Consider the following 16637-nt stretch of genomic DNA (forward strand, 5'->3'; position numbering starts at 1 on the left):
TCATAAAGTCCGTTACACTGCGATAAACAGATGAAACATTCTCTCTACTGCACCTGATAAACCACTTCCAATCTTGCTTCTACCGATTGATTTCCCGGCTCAATTGGTGTAGATACCATTTTAAATACCTGTGCCGGTCCGACACCAGGTGATGAGGTCTGTTCGTTTATCTTTAATGGAACTGGGCTTAAATTTGCACCCAACTGTTCTGCTAAGCTTTCCGCCTTCTTTTTTGCATCTGAAAGTGCAAAGCTTAATGCTTCCATATAAAAGTTTTCCGGATTGTCTACGGAAAATTCAATCGAAACAACCTCATTCACTCCATTCTCAGTAACACGATCAATAATTTCTCCTATCCGGTCCATATCTTCTGTAACAACCGTTATTTCATTCCGTACCTCATACCCCTGCAATGTCTGATTACCATCTTGATAACTATAAACAGGTCTTGCGGAAAAGCTGGTTGTCTGGATTCGCTCTCTTGGAATACCGATTTGCTGCAAAACCTCCAGAACCTGGTTCATTCGTCTTGCATTTTCTTCCTGCGCTTCCTGCAAAGAAATATTGGTTGTTGAAACAGCTAATTGAATACGAGCAATACTTGGTGAAACAATAACGGTACCGACACCAGTCACTGTAATCGTACCTTGCTGCTGATTATTCTGGCGCTCCGGCATTCTATGCCCATAATTAGGCGGTCCATAAGTATAATACATTGCAAACGTCCCTCCCCTCATACCATCCTATGTTGTATAAGGGTCGTACCATTCAAGAATTCTCCGGCTAATTCCAATAATTCGGGTCCTGCATTTGCAGCTCCTGCACAATATCATCTAAATCCTGAGGAGTAATCGTAAAAATGGGGTACTCTTTAGATGTCCGCTTGGTAGCATCATAAAAAAATTTGACGCTGCCAGGATATTCATCATCGACAAGAAGCAAGGCGGCATCGCTTTTATCAATCAGCCACAGATCCTTCGCCCGAAATTGATAAGCTCCCTGATACTCCCCTTTATAGAGAGGCTTAAAAAAATCGGCAGTCATCATTAACTCTTCGTATTTTTCCTTGATAGGATCAGGCCAACGCTGATCCTGGTTTTCAAATGGAGGGAAAACACCTATTTGCACATCATACTCCTCTTTTAAATCCATAATTACATCCGCTGTCCATTGCTCAATACCCATTTGTCCAGAAATAATAACCCATTCTAATCCTTCTTCTATAAATGTACGCAGTCTTTTTTCCAAAGCCGCCTTAATAAAAACAATCCTTGGATCATTTTCTTTGAAGATACCCAATTCTGTTGGTTTATAGCCTGTTACATGTAATATTTTCACTTTACTATCCTTTCCTGATAAAACATTATAGCTCTTATATGGTTTTAATTCTTTATTCATTTATTAGTATTATATGCTACATACCATTCTAACGCAGGAATACTTGTTTTGAAAGCCCGTCCACCCCATCACAATAAGGCAGTCCTTTGCTGCCTTATTGTTACCACATTCCCGGTCTTCTCCATGGAGGAGCACCCGGATGCCTTCCCATTTCTCCATTGAGTCCAGGGGGTATTTGTCCCGGTAACCCCATTGGCGGAGAGAGGAATGGCGGTCGCGGTCCTGAATGCTGCCTGCCCATAAATACTTCTTTCCCATACGGCTGGCGATATTGATTTTTTATAGAATGATGATTCACATAGGTTGTGTGCATGGGATGAATATGATTAACAACGGCTTCTGATGACGTATGAACATATTGATGCTTTGTCGGATGAACAATGGTCTTTTCATTAGGACGCTGCTGATTAAATTGTCCTCTACCTTGCATACGCTCTGCCTCCTTTTTCTTCTCTCTTTCAATGTATGTTATAAACGTACAGGTCGAATAAGACAGATACCCAATTTCTTTTATAATTTTAAATCAGCAGTAGAAACCTGTTTCTACGGTTTTTTAAGATCAATAACAAATAGCGAAATAGTTCCAAAAACACATTAAAATAATCTTTTAGCAACTTTTTTTCGAAAAAAGTTGGCATTTTATTATAGGTGTGTGATATACTATAGATAATTATTTAAGTTCGTTAGAAACACAGGATGAGATACAATAAAAGAATTGATCTTTCGTCTTGAGATTCAACTTTGAACTAAATAGTAATAAACAGTGCAACAATTGCACGTGGAGGTAAAAGAATGAACACAGGTTCTGTAAAATGGTTTAACGCTGAAAAAGGCTTCGGTTTCATCGAAGTAGAAGGTGGAGACGATGTATTCGTACATTTCTCAGCAATCCAAGGCGATGGTTTCAAAACTTTAGAAGAAGGTCAAACAGTTACTTTCGACATCGAAGAAGGAAACCGTGGACCACAAGCTGCTAACGTTGTAAAAGGCTAATAAGCAGATAGAAAAAAAGCTGATCAATATTGGTCAGCTTTTTTATTTATATTAAATTGATTTAAAACTCGTGTTTTTATCGCTTTAGAATTAAAACTTCATTATCCTCCAACAACTACTGCTCTCCAATACCAGTGAACCTATATTTGGACTTCACAGACTTCTCAGGCAAACAGGATTGCTATTCTCCTTCATCATGAAATAACACTAAAAAATCAATATGGATTTTTACCTTTCTTTATTCCGTAAAGATAGCAAGGTTCTTCAGTGTAGACCTTAACCCTGTATCATGATCCTCTTTTCGTATCCCTTCAGGCACATTCTCACAGACGATAGTAACCTTTGTCCCTTCTGAAACAGCTTCAAAAAACCATTTTTGTATCATTTCTCCCGAGAATGCCGGATCCTCAGAATCGAAGTTTACGGTTTGTACAATTCGTTCATTTGGAACCAACTCCAGGAACCTTCCTTGTGTTACATCTGTGTTTTCTGTAGTTTTGCCCTGATGTAAGTTATCCATTTCGTACATTAGAATTATCCTGTACTCTCCGCCTTTTTTAGGATCAAAGTTTTCAATATGACCCGACATTCCACTTGGCGGCAGCCATGAAATTAATGCTTTCGGACTTACGAATGCCTGATATATGGTTTGCGGTGATGCCATAATCAACCTTGATGCAGAATCTATCCTTCTGTTACTTGATTCCTTTGCCATGATAGAGACCCCCCTTCCTTTTTAAAGTTTAACAAACAGGAATGCAATAAACTTCTTCTCAATTGCGCAAAAATAATTCTATTGATGACAAACCAAGCAAAATTCTCTCACGAGTCAGACAAGCAGATGTTTCTATCTGTAAAAATTAATGCTTCTATTCTATTTCTACAGGGTATAAAAAACCCTTCTACTCATGTGATATAGAAGGGTTTCTCTGTATGTTTTACTTAAGCATTATATCTTCCTTAAAACTGCTCTGTTAAGGCTGTAACAATTTGTTTTTTACGGGAAACAACACCTTTTAATAAAGCACGGTCATTTCCATCTAAAGCAGCACGAAAGGCTGTTTCTACTTTATCCTTCGCAGGGCCGACTGCCAGAACCTCTGAATCATTATTCAGGATATCTGTTGCAACAAACAGGAATAAGTCTAATCCTTTTTCATTAACTGTTGCTGTAATTTCACTTACTAGCTCATCATGAAGCTGATAGATTTCGCTGACATCCACTGCATTTACTTGAGCAATTTCCACCTTTGCATCACCCATCGCAAATTCCTTGGCATCCATTGTAATCAAATCTTTCACAGTTTTATCACTGATATCTGCGCCGGCTTTCAGCATTTCTAAACCGTACTCTTTTAAATCCACACCCGCTTTTTCAGCTAGTTCATGTGCTGCTTTCACATCTTCCTCTGTACAGGTTGGTGATTTTAATAATAGAGAATCAGAAATAATGGCGGATAATAATAACCCAGCAATATTTTTGTCTAATGCAACATTATTTTCTTTGTACATCTTGTTCAGGATGGTTGCTGTACAGCCGACTGGCTCTGCACGGAAATACAGCGGCTCCTTTGTTTGAAAATTAGATACGCGGTGATGGTCAATGACTTCACGGATAACAGCATTCTCAATGTTATCAGCACTTTGCTGGAATTCATTATGATCTACTAAAATAACCTCGGCACCATCTTCAAGTCCTTGAACAAGCGGGGGCGCCTCTACATCAAATTGGTCTAAAGCAAATTGTGTTTCTCCATTTACTTCACCTAAACGGGCCGGGCTTACCTCTGCCCCAAGTTTTGTTTTTAAATCAGCATAAGCTAAAGCGGAACAAATTGTATCCGTATCTGGATTTTTATGTCCGAAAATGAGTGTTTTTGACATCTTTTATTTCCTCCCTCGACAAACTTTCCATATAGAAGATGTTCATAAAGTCCAATAAAAATGACATGGCGATAAAAGGAACTTCTACTAAGAACGCCCACGTCGTGTGGGCAACACTGAAGTCATCACATCCTATGATAGTCCGTTCGAAAAAAGCTCGTCGCCTTGAACTTCTTGATCCTTTTCATCGTACTTTTTGAACGCATATATATAGATTATCATATTTAACCTCTAATGCTCCAGCCCTAATCTTTTTTCTTTAAAAAATACCGGAAATATTTTCATTCTGCCTCAAAATACTGTAAAAGTAATCATTATTAGATTATAATTAATCTCATTGGAGGGATTTATGAAATGACAAGAAAACAATTTAACTTAACGCGTACTGCTTTACTCGCCTACGCTTCAGAATTGGACGATTCTGTTATTGATGTACAAGCAGATTATTTTAATAATACAATCCGCTGGCATTTAGGTCATGCGCTTGTAACAATGGAAAAATTCTTATTCCGCTATCCTAAGAAATCAGAAAATATACCTGCGAGCTATGCCCAGCTGTTCAGTTCTGGAACAAGCCCTAAGGATTGGCAGGAGGAACCGCCAAGCTTAGAAGTGTTATTAGAAGCGTTAGAAGTACAGCAACAGCGCATTAATGAATTTAATGAGTTATTCTGGAAATCAAATGTGCAATTTAAAGTCCCATTCGGCAGTGTCGAAACACAAGGCGATCTGCTGATTATGCTTTCCTTCCATGAAGCAGAGCATCTTGGTAAAATCAAAGCAATGCATCAGGTTGTTGCAAAGGATAAAAATGAGTAAACCCTATGTTATTATTGGCGGTGGCATTTTAGGTGCCAGTACCGCCTTTTACCTTTCTAAACAAGGTACAGAGGTCATTCTTATTGACCGGCATGATAAAGGTCAGGCAACGGATGCTGCTGCTGGAATTATCTGTCCATGGATTTCTCAGCGCCGTAATAAAAAATGGTATCACATTGCCAAAAATGGTGCAGCAATATATCCATCTCTGATAGCTGATTTAGAGAGTCTAGGCGAGAAAGATACCGGTTATCGGCAAGTTGGAGCATTAAGCTTACATACTGATTCTAAAAAGTTAGATGGTATGGAGGAAAGAGCACATAAAAGACGGGAAGACGCTCCAGAAATTGGTGATATTACCAGGCTTAACGCTGAAGAAACACACAGCCGTTTCCCTATTCTGGACAAGGATTATCAAGCTGTCTTTATCAGCGGTGCCGCACGGGTTGATGGAAGAAAATTATTAAAAGCCCTAAAGAACGCAGCCGAGGCTAACGGAGCTGTTCTTTTATCCGGCAATGCAGAGCTGTACGCATCAGAAAATACCATAACAGGTGTGAAATATAATGGTGAAATAATAGATGCTGAAAAGGTTATTTTAGCAAGTGGTGCCTGGATGAAGGAAACCATTGAGCCTTTGGGAATCAGATTGGATGTCTCCTTTCAACGTGCACAAATTATGCACCTGGAAATCCCAGCTTTGCAAACAGCAGATTGGCCCGTTGTAATGCCGCCTGGAAGCAAATACTTACTTTCACAGGATGACAACCGCTTTGTGATTGGTTCAACCCATGAAGACAAAATCGATTTTGATTACCGTGTTACCGCTGCTGCTGTACATGAAATTTTAGATCAGGGACTTGCGATTGCGCCAGATTTAGCAGAAGCAACAATTTTAGAGACTCGTGTAGGTTTCCGACCATACACCCCCGGGTTCTTACCCGTTATCGGAGAACTGCCCGGGTATCAAGATGTACTGCTTGCGAACGGACTTGGTTCATCCGGGCTGACCATGGGACCATATCTTGGACAGCAGCTTGCAAAATTAGCCTTAAATGAAAAACTTGATATCGATTTAAATCATTATGATGTAACATCTGCATTAATAACAAACGAAGCTTAACATTATGATAAATGATGAAAAGAGGTGAATCCCATATGAAGGGATCATATATCGTTATCATCATCCTTCTTCTAATTATCCTGACTGCCTTCTTTGTCTGGTTATGGCTACAGGGTTTTGAAGGCAACCAAGAAAGTATAGCTGCATTATTCAATAGTTTGGTTTATCCTGCAGAAAAAGGGCCGGTTCACTCATACTCCTGAGAATCGGCCCTTTTTCTTATCCAGGTTAAATTTTCATACCGTCTACTGCATTTAATTTGCTTATGTTTATCTCAGCTTTTATGAGACATCCCTTTTCTTTCTATTCTCATTTTGTTTATATTCTATCTTTAATACAAAATCCCCCAGTTTTAGATATGTAGCCTGAAATATAGGACTTTGAATGAAGGTAAACACAAATGTAAAGATAAATACCGGCCCGCCAATAATTAATCCTAACACCAGTACGCTGCATTCTGTTATAATTCTCACTCTGCCAATAGGTGCTCCTAATTTATCTGCAATAGAAAGCATAAAGCCGTCACGTGGCCCAGAACCGACACCGGCGGCATTGTACATTCCCCCGCCAAAACCCATAATACAAATACCAATTAACATGAAAATAACATCCAGCCATGTATTCGTTGCTGTCGGAAGGATTCCTGTCCAATGATAGAAATCAACAAAAGATCCTATAAGCACAGCATTAAAAAAAGTACCTATTTTTATGTATCTTCGGTCTAAAATTAAGCATACACCAATCAGTATAAAAGAAATAATAATATTCCATGTTCCAACCGTAAATCCAATTTTATCAAACATAGCAACATTTAAAACGTCCCATGGATGCACTCCTAAATGCTGCATATTAATAGTCAGTGATATTCCAGCGCTAAAAACCAATAATCCGAGCAAAAAAAATAACCATCGAAATGATTTAGCCAAAGCCAAGAACCTTCTTTCTATAGAAAACTTTGTAATTCAGGCCATTTCCAGGCTTGGATTACCTTAGTTACACTTATATTTAGTACTTAAAATTTTCACTATGTCGAAATATTTCTATGATAAAATTTATAATCTTCTCCCCACAATGAGACAACCTTATGGAAACTGATTCAATTATACGCTTTTTCACAGCAAATAAAAAGAGGGCTCCCGTTATCTTTAAAAAAGTATATTCCAATGATAAAAGCAGGCTTATAGAATCTATCTATTCCATAAACCTGCCTTACCCTATATTATAAAACTTTATTTAAAAAGTTCTTCGTCCGTTCCGAAGCTGGATTTGTAAAGATAATTTCCGGTGTATCTTCTTCCATAATAATACCCTCATCCATAAACATTACCCTGTCAGCAACCTCTCTGGCAAATCCCATTTCGTGTGTCACCACAACCATGGTCATTCCCTCTTTTGCCAATTGTTTCATTACCTCCAGAACTTCTCCAACAAGCTCCGGGTCAAGTGCTGAAGTCGGTTCATCGAAAAGCATCAGTTTCGGTTCCATCGCAAGTGCACGCGCTATTGCTACACGCTGCTGCTGTCCCCCTGATAATTGTGCCGGATACTGATCCGCCTTCTCTGCGAGACCTACCTTTTTCAGCAACGCTTCTCCACGCTCCCTTGCCTCTTGTACAGAAATCTTACGGACTTTCCGAGGAGCAAGCATTACATTTTCAATCACAGTTTTATGTGGAAATAAATTAAATTGCTGGAATACCATCCCCACTTCGGTGCGAATCATATTAATATCTGTTGTCTTATCCTTTAAATTATAGCCATCAACAATAACATTTCCGCTTGTAATATCCTCTAATAAATTTAAACAACGTAAAAAAGTACTTTTACCTGATCCACTTGGACCAATAACACATACTACTTCTTTTTCTTCTACCTCACAGTTAATTCCCTTTAAAACTTCATTATCTCCAAAGCTTTTGTGTAAATCCTGTACAGTTATCATTAGTAATTCAACCTTCTTTCTATATAACGCAGTAATAAGGACAGGCTAAAATTAATTACTAAGTAAAACAAAGCTACTGTTGTATAAATCTCGACTGCATTAAAATGATTCGATGCAATATATCTGCCCTGGAACATTAATTCTGGAACTAAAATAACGGACAATAAGGAGGTATCCTTAATACTAATAATAAATTGGTTACCAAGCGGCGGTATCATCCGCTTAAAAGCCTGCGGCCAAATAATATAGCGCATAGTCTGGTGCTTATTCAATCCCAGAGAACGTCCCGCCTCCATCTGGCCCTTATTAATGGAATCAACAGATCCGCGTACAATCTCCGCAATATACGCTCCAGAGTTTATTGCGATAACAACAATCCCCGCAGTAATCGAAGCCATTTGGAATTGCAGAATAATTGGTAGTGCGAAGTAAAGCCAAATAGCCTGAACAAGTACTGGTGTGCCTCGAATAACTTCTACATAAATAGATGCGATAATAAAAAAGAATTTATTTTTAGATATTCTTCCCAGACCAAATATAGCCCCCAATATAAATCCAATTAACAAACCAACAATTGAAATTAATAAAGTATAATATAAACCTTTACCTAACTGCGGTAAAAAATCAATTACCTGACCAAAATCAAACATTCTCTCACCTCTCTAATCAATAAAATAAGGAGCCGTGCATGGATTGCCAGCTCCTTATCCCATCCTGCAAAGTCAAATGTATCAATAATTTTCGGTTAGCAAATATTTCTAAAAAAATTTTATTTAACTGTCATCACATCACAATTTTAAATTAAATTTTTTATTATGTGTGAAGAAGCAATTAACTCCTATAGAAAAGCTACCTTTCATTCTTTTAATAACCAGATAGTTATCTTTGATATTACTCTGAAGAACCAAACCACTTATCATAAATCTCATCATATGTCCCATTTTCATGTAATGTAGCTAAAGCATCATTAATCGCAGCTACTAAATCTTCATTCCCTTTTGCAATTGCAATCCCATAATCTTCTGCCTGATATGTTTCACCAACTGCTTTTAGCCCATCACCCGTTGTGGCAATATAGTACTCTACATTAGGCAGGTCATATACTGCCGCATCGGCATTACCATTTTCAACAGACATATATACCTGATCCAGCTGTTCATAAGGGTCAATTTGCTTCTCCTCTAAATTTTCCTCCAAAAATTGTGCACTGGTAGATCCTAACCTGGTTGCAATCGTTTTACCTTCTAAATCTTCCAAACTATTAATATCCTCATTATCCTCTGGTACAGCTATAGTAATCCCTGATTCATAATAAGGATCACTAAAATCAACTGTACCTTTTCTTTCTTCCGTAATACTTATTCCAGCAACCGCAATTTCAAATTGGCCAGTCTGCAAACCTGGAATAATACCATCAAAATTCGTTGTTTGAATCTCGCCATCAATTTCAAATCCAGCCTCTTCTGCGATTGCAGTAATTAATTCAATATCAAAGCCTACCAGCTCTCCATCCTCCATAAATTCAAATGGTACGAAAGAGTTATCGCTTACAACAGTGTACGAATCATTTAAATCATAATCACCATTGTCTGAATCTGCGTCATCCCCTGCAGAATCATCACCACTGCCACATGCAGCTAAAACTAATAATGAAATAAGTGCCAGCATAAAAATCCAACTTTTCTTTTTTCTAAACATCAAAAATTACCCCCTGTTATTTGATTTTAATTCTGTGGATAACTCTAAGTATAACAAAATTCCATTTTTATTAAAAATTCACTTTTAACCCATATTTCTGAAAATATAGGGGAATTCTGTGATTTTAAGTCTTTACCCATCACTTACTGTCTTTAAACTCGGAAATCTTCAAAAATTCTTTCCTTTTCACATAGTTATGGCAAAAGTTAGGTTTTAAAGTAAAAATAAATGAAATCTGTTAAACTGTTTCTATGGATTTCAATTACAGATAAATCAAGATTACAGGGGGCGTTGTATCAATATGCAGGATAATATCTCTATTCTGGAATGGAAAGTATTTGTTGAAAAGAAACGTAAGAAGAAAATGTTAGTGAAGTTAATCTGGAGTGATACAGATAAATTAACATTGATTATCTCTCCAAATATCAAGGTCAATTCTTTTATAATTGATGAAAAGGAAGGTTTTCTTTTTTATGATATAGAGGGTAAGCAAATAACGGATCCAATCCCCTCTATTATTCCTGGCAGCGCATTAATAGATGGACAAATCCCTGTAAAAGCTATATCAGATGGGAATGTAACGCTTTATGGGAAAAGTTTATCCAACCAGGAAATAGATGAATTAAATCAATCAATACATTAAAAAAGTCTCTGGCAGATAGCTTTTTCTATCTCCAGAGACTTTCTTGTTAAGTATTATTCTTTTTCTCGCCATATTTTGACCAGTACGTTGCAAGGATTGGCCCTGAAATATTATGCCATATGCTGAAGATAACACTTGGTACGGCAGCAATTGGTGTAGCTGAAAAGAATGTCAAAGCCAATGTAGAGGCCAGTCCAGAGTTCTGCATACCAACCTCGATGGATACCGCCTTTTGATCTGAAAAGTTTAGTTTAAAGAGTCTTGCTGTAACAAACCCAAGTAACAAGCCTAGTATATTATGCAGCACAACAACACCAAAAATGAGTAACCCTGATGTTGCAACTGCATCCTTATTTACGGATACTACTGCTGCGGCAACTGCAACAATACCAATAACGGAAACAAGCGGAAGTACAGAAATACTTTTTTCTACCTGTTTGCTGAATAATAAGCGGATGACAAAACCTAAAATAATTGGAAGAAGTACAACCTGCAATATCTGAATAAACATTTCCTTAAAAGAAACCGGCATCCATTGATTCGCTAATAAAAGTGTTAAAGCAGGCGTTAAAACTGGCGCAAGTAACGTAGAAACGGTTGTTGCTGATACAGACAAAGCTGTATTCCCTTTTGCTAAGTAAGTAATTACATTAGATGCAGTTCCGCCTGGTGCACACCCTACCAGAATCACACCTACTGCGACCTCCGGGGGCAATTGAAAAGCAATAGATAATCCATATGCCAACAGCGGCATAATAATATATTGCGCAAGCACAGTGATAAATACACTTTTGGGAGCTTTTAATACTTCCTTAAAATCTTTGGGCGTAAGCGTTAACCCCATTCCAAACATAATAATTCCTAATAAAATACTTACATGTGGTGCAATCCAGGTAAACCCGCCTGGAAACAGGAAACTGACAACCGCAAATAGAATTACCCAAGCAGCAAATGTATTTCCTGCAATACTACTGATTCTTTCTAAAACCTTCACTTCCAAATCCTCCTAAAGTAATTTTTCTGACAGCTCTGTTGTCAGAAAAATCAAAACAATCTAATATTACAGAAGGACGAAATCAATAGAATTCGCTTTTAATTTCTATCCTTTTAAAAATAAGAGATGTTCTATATCATACCAAAACTCTGATAATTATGTCTATATTAAATTGAAATATTTTTACATTTATATAATATTATCCAACAGTCTATTTATGTTAAAAATGCTTGAAAACAGCTGTTAAAATTTTTTTAATTAAAAATAAGATTCAACCCACCAAGAGTGGCGAGAACCAAAATTAAAATAGTAAATACGCGCTGTGGAATATATTTCAGTACTCTTGCTCCTGTAAACGCTCCAATTAATATAATTGGTATCAGCATCATATTAACAGAAAGTGTATTCAGTGTAATAATTTCCAAGTGAACATAAAAAGGAAACTTAATCAAATTCACTGTTAAAAAGAACCAGGCTCCTGTTCCAATCAGCTCTTTCTTCGGCAGCCCTTTTACTAACAAATAAATGGTCATAATTGCACCAGCAGCATTTCCGACCATCGTCGTAAAACCGCCAAGCACCCCAATAAAAACAATAAATAGAAACGAATTTGGCAGTATCTCGTTAAAACGGGCTCCAAGCTTTTGCCGAATTAAATTTAGTGCAATCATCACTAATACAATCACACCAATCATCGGCTTCAACCATCCATCTCCAATATTTTGCAAAACGAAAAAGCCGCTGATAATTCCTATTAGCACCCATGGAATGAGACTTATTAAATATTTCCATACAACATTTCTTCTGTAGTATGTAACTGCAAATAAATCACCAATCAAAAGCATCGGCAGTAAAAACCCGACTGATTCTCTTGCCGGAAGAACAAACATAATTAACGTAACTACTAAAATAATCATGTTTGGCAGCCCGGATTTTGAGAAACCAATCAGTAAAGCACATAAACCGATTATCAGCCAATCCAGTAATTCGAGCTCTAGCATCTTTCTTCTCCTTTAAATTCTATTATTCCCGTCTCAATCCTATCTATTTAACAAATAATAAAAAGGGATTAATTCTATGAACATATATAAACACACAGAAAAGGTATACACACAATCTATGAGGCTATACCTTTTCTACTATGCTATTATTGATAATCAAATCGATTTAAACGAAAGCTCTCTAAACTTACAGCAGGCTCTTTATCCATCAGCATTTTTGCTAAGCTTTCCCCAATACCGCTGCTGAATTTAAAACCATGACCGGAGAACCCGCAAGCAACAAGAACATTATCATATCCTGGTAAATAATCAATAATAAAATCTTCATCTGGAGTAAGTGTATACGTACACACTCTTCCCTCCTTCAGCTCGATATCCTCAGAAAAATACTTATGTGCAAAAGAAAGTGTTTCTTGTTCATCTTCTGGAAATGTGCTAAATGGCTCCAGTTCTTCATGATTCTTTAAGAGATGACCCCCGTCATGCCTGCCGATTTTTATACCAGCTCCATCAATACTTGGAAAACCATAATATGTACTTTCCTCATCAATATATCCCCAGCCGGGAAACAATCCTTCTTTATAATTTGATTCCTCTGCCTTGAACCAGGAAAACGTCTTACGAACTGGAGTAAGAGGCAAATTAATACCGAGCATACGCGTTACTTGATTAGTACCCTTACCGGCGGAGATAAGCAGCTTCTTCCCTTTGACTTCACTATTTGTTAATTTCACTGTAACTTGATCAGCTGTCATTTCGACACCTTGTACATAACTGTTTGTATATAAATCTGCACCATTTTTTTCTGCCAATACCCGATAAGCCCGAACAATATTTTCACTGAACAGTACACCAGAATTTTTCTCAAAATAACCAATCATTCCATCCTTTAATTGGAACCCCTGCCAGCGTCTATTAATTTCTTCTGCTGTCATCACTTCTAAAGAAAGATTATATTCCTCTGCTGATTTTCGTACTGTTTCTAAAAATTCATTTCCTTTTGAGCCAAAGTTAAGAATGCCTGTCTTTGAAAATATCCTTTCTTCCGTTTTTTCTTCCAACTCTTCCCATAGTTTTTGTGAATATAAAGCCAAAGGAACATAATTACCGCCTTCTCCATAGGCATGCCGAATCAGTCTTGTTCCTCCATGATGCGAACCTTCATTATGAGGAGGTTCATAAGAATCAATCAATGCCACCGTCTGACCGGATTCCGTTAAATAACAGCCGGCTGACATCCCCATGGATCCGGCACCAATAATAATAACGTCATATATCATCTTTACCATCTCCCTTCACTCATCTCTGCGGTTTTTTCTACTCAGCAATTCTTTTAATTTGTTCGTAAATCTCTGGATGATTCTTGCGAAGCTTTACAGGCTTCCATGCTTCATTCACCCACATATGCGTTGTTTTTCCTGTTGTCAGCAACTCACCGTAAGGCTCATCTGCTGTAGCGCTCCGCATCCCATTTGCTTTCCAATCCTCTTCCGTAATTCTTCTGGCCTCATATTCAAAAGCAAGACGAATTGGTGAATACTGCTCAATACGTGTAAACAATACAACCAAATCATCAAATCTTGCAGAACTTTTATAAACAGCACTTGCATCCAATACCGGTAAAAGCAGGCCCTGTTCTTCAAGAGCGTGATAGGACATTTCAAAGTGTCTCATCCACTCTGTTCGCCCAACCTCAAACCAGGTAATATAATTTCCGTGATGAACTACTCCCATTTGATCGGTGTCCTTGTATTGTACGCGCATTTTATACTGATGCCATGCTTGTGTCATTTCTATTTCCTCCTGTTTCTTAAAACTAGCAATTTAAATTGATGTATAATAATTCTCTATATAAATTATAGCATTAAGTATTCGGTAAATTAATTTGCAAGGTTTATAAAAACTAAAAAATTCCTATCATCATAATTCGTTGACAATAGGAATTTATCTTAGTTAATGCTTGTTGTATTGAAAAAAAGATTTTAATTTATTGGATATCCGCAATACTAGTAACCTTGTATTACATCAACAATATTAATCATATCTTTACTATTACTTTTATATTTCTTAAAGTTCTCAGAAAATATCTCTAATGCTCTGTCGAAATAATGCGGAGAAACCCCTGATAAATGAGTAGTTACGGTAATATTTTCTTCCTCCCAAAATGGATGATTCTTTGGAAGAGGTTCTTGTTCAAATACATCTAATACTGCATGGGATATTTCCTTTTCACACACAGCTTTTAGTACATCTTCCCCGCTGACTGCATCTCCTCTTCCTATATTTACAAATACTGCATGTTCAGGCATTAATTCAAAATGTTTATACTGAAAGAAGCCTTTAGTCTCTGGAGTACTTGGAAGTATAGAAACTATAAAATCTGCTTCATTCAAATACTTATTCATCTCTTTAAAAGCAATGTTCTTATCAAAATACTCTATTTGTCTCCCGCTTCTTGAAACTCCAATAGTTTTCATTTGAAAAGCTTTTGCTATTTTTGCAATTTCTCTTCCTAAGACTCCAGTTCCAGCAATCAACATTGTTTTGTTCGTTATCTCTTCCATATGAATATCTCTTGTCCAAATTTTATTTTTCTCATTTTCTATTAATACTTTTCCTTTTCTATAAACCAACATTAATACAAAGAATACATATTCAGACATTGGCGCTTTATGGATGCCTTTAGCACTTGTAACCAGGATACCCCTTTTATTTATCTCTTCAAATGGAAGCTGGTCAACACCAGCGGCAATAACCATTATCCACTTTAATTTAGATGCTTTTTGAATTAGAGGTTCTGTTAAATCATTACCATAGGTTATTAAAATCTCAACATTTGAAAGGTAAGCTTCCGCCTCTTCCATATTGCTACAAAAGATGAATTCATCCTCTGGGAACAAGTTTTTTAACTTCAGTCGGTTTTCTTGCGGTAATTCAGCCGTTGCTAATATCTTCAAGTGAATTCCTCCTGTCAATTTTTGGTTCAGCTTATTTTCCTAATACTGCATTTACCTCATCTCTTATTTCTTGTAATCCCATTGTTTCATATACACTGTCGGCCAGTTCTTTAAACTCCTCACGGTCTACCTCATGAAACTCAACACCCGCTTCTTTCATTAACTCTTCATACTCTATAGAAGATTCCAAACTCATTTCAGAAGCCCTCTCTCCCGCAGCTTTGGCTTCTTCCAACACAATCTCTTGATACTCTTCCGGTAAACTATCGAACCACTTCTCACTGACAATTAGTGCTGAAACTAACTGGTAATGATTTGTTTTTGCAATATGATTGATTACTTCATACATACTTGACTCATAGATAGCTGTATTGTGAGCCTCTACTCCATCAATCACTCCCTGTTCTAAACCAGGATAAGCTTCCGTCCACGGCATACCAGTAGGTGATCCTCCCATAGCTGATATGGTAGCGTTTACAATTTCTGCCCCACTTGTTCTTATTACAGAGCCTTTAAAATCAGCAGCGTTTGTAACTGGATGCGTTGTTGCTAAGTTTCTTTCTCCTAATTGAAAATTAAATGAAAGAATTCTAATTCCCTGCTCAGTAAATTCTTCTACCCATTCCTGATATAAGTCAGACTCCACAAAACGTTCAATATCACTAGTATCTTCGAACATAAAAGGAGACTGTATAATAGAAAATTCTTTTTTCAAATCACTTAATTGAGCTGCATCCGAAACTGTTCCCACATCAGCTCCTATAGAAGCTTGTTCAATTAAATCCGGAATATTCGCTAATTGATCACTATGATAGGTTTCTACTTCAATTGCTCCTTCTGTCCTTTCTTCCACAGCTTCTTTAAATTGAAATATTGCCTGGTACTCAGCATTCTGTTCATTTTGCGTGACTCCCAGACGTAACGTATACTCTGCATTACTACCCTCCGTTGATTTCGAACCACAAGCAGCTAAAATACTTAGACTAACAGTTAACAACAAAAAACAATACAATTTTTTCATTTTAAAACACCCCTATTATTTAATTCATTACGTGTTTATAGAATTTGTATTTTTTTTATCATTTCAACAGTATCCATATAACTTTACTAGATTTGTTAAAGCCATTCCTATATATGGATTTTATTTTAGATAAACAAAAATCTTATACTACTTAAATATTCAAT

19 protein-coding genes are annotated in these 16637 nt (G+C 37.0%); 4 read left to right on the forward strand and 15 right to left on the reverse strand.

Translation table 11 applies throughout. The features are described from left to right. Window positions 1–44 precede the first annotated feature (44 nt). From OSO01_RS02530 to OSO01_RS23880, 3 genes are all read right to left on the reverse strand, one after another. Window positions 45–716: an SIMPL domain-containing protein gene (locus tag OSO01_RS02530; RefSeq protein ID WP_186813523.1), complete on the reverse strand. Its 672-nt coding sequence runs from the start codon at window positions 714–716 to the stop codon at window positions 45–47. A gap of 67 nt (window positions 717–783) precedes the next feature. Beyond that, window positions 784–1338, reverse strand: coding sequence for an SLOG family protein (locus OSO01_RS02535; protein ID WP_147208803.1), 555 nt, complete (start codon window positions 1336–1338; stop codon window positions 784–786). A gap of 160 nt (window positions 1339–1498) precedes the next feature. Further along, window positions 1499–1828 (reverse strand): CotD family spore coat protein, encoded by a 330-nt coding sequence (locus tag OSO01_RS23880; protein WP_147208316.1) that lies wholly within the window; start codon window positions 1826–1828, stop codon window positions 1499–1501. A 362-nt stretch (window positions 1829–2190) separates the two neighbouring features. On the opposite strand from OSO01_RS23880, the gene cspD reads away from it, so the two are divergent. Continuing rightward, window positions 2191–2391: a cold-shock protein CspD gene (cspD, locus tag OSO01_RS02545; RefSeq protein WP_077603415.1), complete on the forward strand. Its 201-nt coding sequence runs from the start codon at window positions 2191–2193 to the stop codon at window positions 2389–2391. Window positions 2392–2629: 238 nt separating this feature from the next. Here cspD and OSO01_RS02550 read toward each other — a convergent pair whose 3' ends face one another. Together OSO01_RS02550 and OSO01_RS02555 are read right to left on the reverse strand one after the other, a co-directional pair. Beyond that, entirely contained in the window at window positions 2630–3106 is a 477-nt protein-coding gene (locus OSO01_RS02550; protein ID WP_147208318.1) for an SRPBCC domain-containing protein, read from the reverse strand. Window positions 3107–3351: 245 nt separating this feature from the next. Further along, window positions 3352–4275: a manganese-dependent inorganic pyrophosphatase gene (locus tag OSO01_RS02555; RefSeq protein WP_147208320.1), complete on the reverse strand. Its 924-nt coding sequence runs from the start codon at window positions 4273–4275 to the stop codon at window positions 3352–3354. Window positions 4276–4629: 354 nt separating this feature from the next. Here OSO01_RS02555 and OSO01_RS02560 point away from each other — a divergent pair, with 354 nt between their 5' ends. Next, the gene (locus OSO01_RS02560) at window positions 4630–5094 is read left to right on the forward strand and encodes a DinB family protein (protein ID WP_147208322.1); all 465 of its coding nucleotides are present in this window, start codon (window positions 4630–4632) and stop codon (window positions 5092–5094) included. After that, window positions 5087–6217 carry an NAD(P)/FAD-dependent oxidoreductase gene (locus OSO01_RS02565; protein ID WP_147208324.1) on the forward strand — a complete coding sequence of 377 codons (1131 nt, stop codon included), beginning with the start codon at window positions 5087–5089 and terminating at the stop codon, window positions 6215–6217. Before OSO01_RS02560 ends, OSO01_RS02565 begins: the two co-directional genes overlap by 8 nt. Window positions 6218–6498: 281 nt before the next feature. Here OSO01_RS02565 and OSO01_RS02570 read toward each other — a convergent pair whose 3' ends face one another. From OSO01_RS02570 to OSO01_RS02585, 4 genes are all read right to left on the reverse strand, one after another. Next, a complete protein-coding gene (locus OSO01_RS02570) occupies window positions 6499–7143 on the reverse strand; it encodes a YczE/YyaS/YitT family protein (RefSeq protein ID WP_147208326.1) in 645 nt (214 codons plus the stop codon). Between the two features lie 293 nt (window positions 7144–7436). Beyond that, the gene (locus OSO01_RS02575) at window positions 7437–8159 is read right to left on the reverse strand and encodes an amino acid ABC transporter ATP-binding protein (RefSeq protein ID WP_147208328.1); all 723 of its coding nucleotides are present in this window, start codon (window positions 8157–8159) and stop codon (window positions 7437–7439) included. Then, on the reverse strand, window positions 8159–8809 hold the full coding sequence (locus tag OSO01_RS02580) for an amino acid ABC transporter permease (RefSeq protein WP_147208330.1): 651 nt from the start codon (window positions 8807–8809) through the stop codon (window positions 8159–8161). The genes OSO01_RS02575 and OSO01_RS02580 overlap by 1 nt, the downstream gene beginning before the upstream one ends. Before the next feature lie 241 nt (window positions 8810–9050). Continuing rightward, window positions 9051–9857: a transporter substrate-binding domain-containing protein gene (locus tag OSO01_RS02585; RefSeq protein WP_147208332.1), complete on the reverse strand. Its 807-nt coding sequence runs from the start codon at window positions 9855–9857 to the stop codon at window positions 9051–9053. Between the two features lie 301 nt (window positions 9858–10158). Here OSO01_RS02585 and OSO01_RS02590 point away from each other — a divergent pair, with 301 nt between their 5' ends. Further along, complete coding sequence (locus OSO01_RS02590) at window positions 10159–10500, forward strand: hypothetical protein (protein WP_186813524.1); 342 nt, start codon at window positions 10159–10161, stop codon at window positions 10498–10500. A gap of 46 nt (window positions 10501–10546) precedes the next feature. Here the strand turns inward: OSO01_RS02590 and OSO01_RS02595 are convergent, their stop codons facing one another. The 6 genes from OSO01_RS02595 to OSO01_RS02620 all read right to left on the reverse strand — a co-directional run bounded on the left by OSO01_RS02595 (window position 10547) and on the right by OSO01_RS02620 (window position 16473). Continuing rightward, the gene (locus tag OSO01_RS02595) at window positions 10547–11494 is read right to left on the reverse strand and encodes a bile acid:sodium symporter family protein (protein ID WP_147208334.1); all 948 of its coding nucleotides are present in this window, start codon (window positions 11492–11494) and stop codon (window positions 10547–10549) included. A gap of 254 nt (window positions 11495–11748) precedes the next feature. Beyond that, entirely contained in the window at window positions 11749–12495 is a 747-nt protein-coding gene (locus OSO01_RS02600; protein WP_147208336.1) for a sulfite exporter TauE/SafE family protein, read from the reverse strand. Between the two features lie 146 nt (window positions 12496–12641). Further along, window positions 12642–13775 (reverse strand): N-methyl-L-tryptophan oxidase, encoded by a 1134-nt coding sequence (solA, locus tag OSO01_RS02605; RefSeq protein ID WP_186813525.1) that lies wholly within the window; start codon window positions 13773–13775, stop codon window positions 12642–12644. Window positions 13776–13812: 37 nt separating this feature from the next. Next, entirely contained in the window at window positions 13813–14286 is a 474-nt protein-coding gene (locus OSO01_RS02610) for an acyl-CoA thioesterase (RefSeq protein ID WP_147208337.1), read from the reverse strand. A gap of 215 nt (window positions 14287–14501) precedes the next feature. Then, window positions 14502–15452: a D-2-hydroxyacid dehydrogenase gene (locus OSO01_RS02615; protein WP_147208339.1), complete on the reverse strand. Its 951-nt coding sequence runs from the start codon at window positions 15450–15452 to the stop codon at window positions 14502–14504. 31 nt (window positions 15453–15483) lie between these two features. Then, window positions 15484–16473: a C4-dicarboxylate TRAP transporter substrate-binding protein gene (locus tag OSO01_RS02620; protein ID WP_147208341.1), complete on the reverse strand. Its 990-nt coding sequence runs from the start codon at window positions 16471–16473 to the stop codon at window positions 15484–15486. Window positions 16474–16637 lie beyond the last annotated feature (164 nt).

The sequence above is a fragment of the Oceanobacillus sojae genome (genome assembly GCF_007991515.1).
In the GTDB taxonomy this organism is placed as follows: Bacteria; Bacillota; Bacilli; order Bacillales; family Amphibacillaceae; genus Oceanobacillus; species Oceanobacillus sojae.

Bases quoted from the DNA above. Each gene is read 5' to 3' on its own strand.
- OSO01_RS02530 (WP_186813523.1), bottom strand. From the start codon at position 716: ATGTATTATACTTATGGACCGCCTAATTATGGGCATAGAATGCCGGAG.
- OSO01_RS23880 (WP_147208316.1), bottom strand. From the start codon at position 1,828: ATGCAAGGTAGAGGACAATTTAATCAGCAGCGTCCTAATGAAAAGACC.
- cspD (WP_077603415.1), top strand. From the start codon at position 2,191: ATGAACACAGGTTCTGTAAAATGGTTTAACGCTGAAAAAGGCTTCGGT.
- OSO01_RS02550 (WP_147208318.1), bottom strand. From the start codon at position 3,106: ATGGCAAAGGAATCAAGTAACAGAAGGATAGATTCTGCATCAAGGTTG.
- OSO01_RS02555 (WP_147208320.1), bottom strand. From the start codon at position 4,275: ATGTCAAAAACACTCATTTTCGGACATAAAAATCCAGATACGGATACA.
- OSO01_RS02560 (WP_147208322.1), top strand. From the start codon at position 4,630: ATGACAAGAAAACAATTTAACTTAACGCGTACTGCTTTACTCGCCTAC.
- OSO01_RS02565 (WP_147208324.1), top strand. From the start codon at position 5,087: ATGAGTAAACCCTATGTTATTATTGGCGGTGGCATTTTAGGTGCCAGT.
- OSO01_RS02575 (WP_147208328.1), bottom strand. From the start codon at position 8,159: ATGATAACTGTACAGGATTTACACAAAAGCTTTGGAGATAATGAAGTT.
- OSO01_RS02580 (WP_147208330.1), bottom strand. From the start codon at position 8,809: ATGTTTGATTTTGGTCAGGTAATTGATTTTTTACCGCAGTTAGGTAAA.
- OSO01_RS02585 (WP_147208332.1), bottom strand. From the start codon at position 9,857: ATGTTTAGAAAAAAGAAAAGTTGGATTTTTATGCTGGCACTTATTTCA.
- OSO01_RS02590 (WP_186813524.1), top strand. From the start codon at position 10,159: ATGCAGGATAATATCTCTATTCTGGAATGGAAAGTATTTGTTGAAAAG.
- OSO01_RS02600 (WP_147208336.1), bottom strand. From the start codon at position 12,495: ATGCTAGAGCTCGAATTACTGGATTGGCTGATAATCGGTTTATGTGCT.
- solA (WP_186813525.1), bottom strand. From the start codon at position 13,775: ATGATATATGACGTTATTATTATTGGTGCCGGATCCATGGGGATGTCA.
- OSO01_RS02610 (WP_147208337.1), bottom strand. From the start codon at position 14,286: ATGACACAAGCATGGCATCAGTATAAAATGCGCGTACAATACAAGGAC.
- OSO01_RS02620 (WP_147208341.1), bottom strand. From the start codon at position 16,473: ATGAAAAAATTGTATTGTTTTTTGTTGTTAACTGTTAGTCTAAGTATT.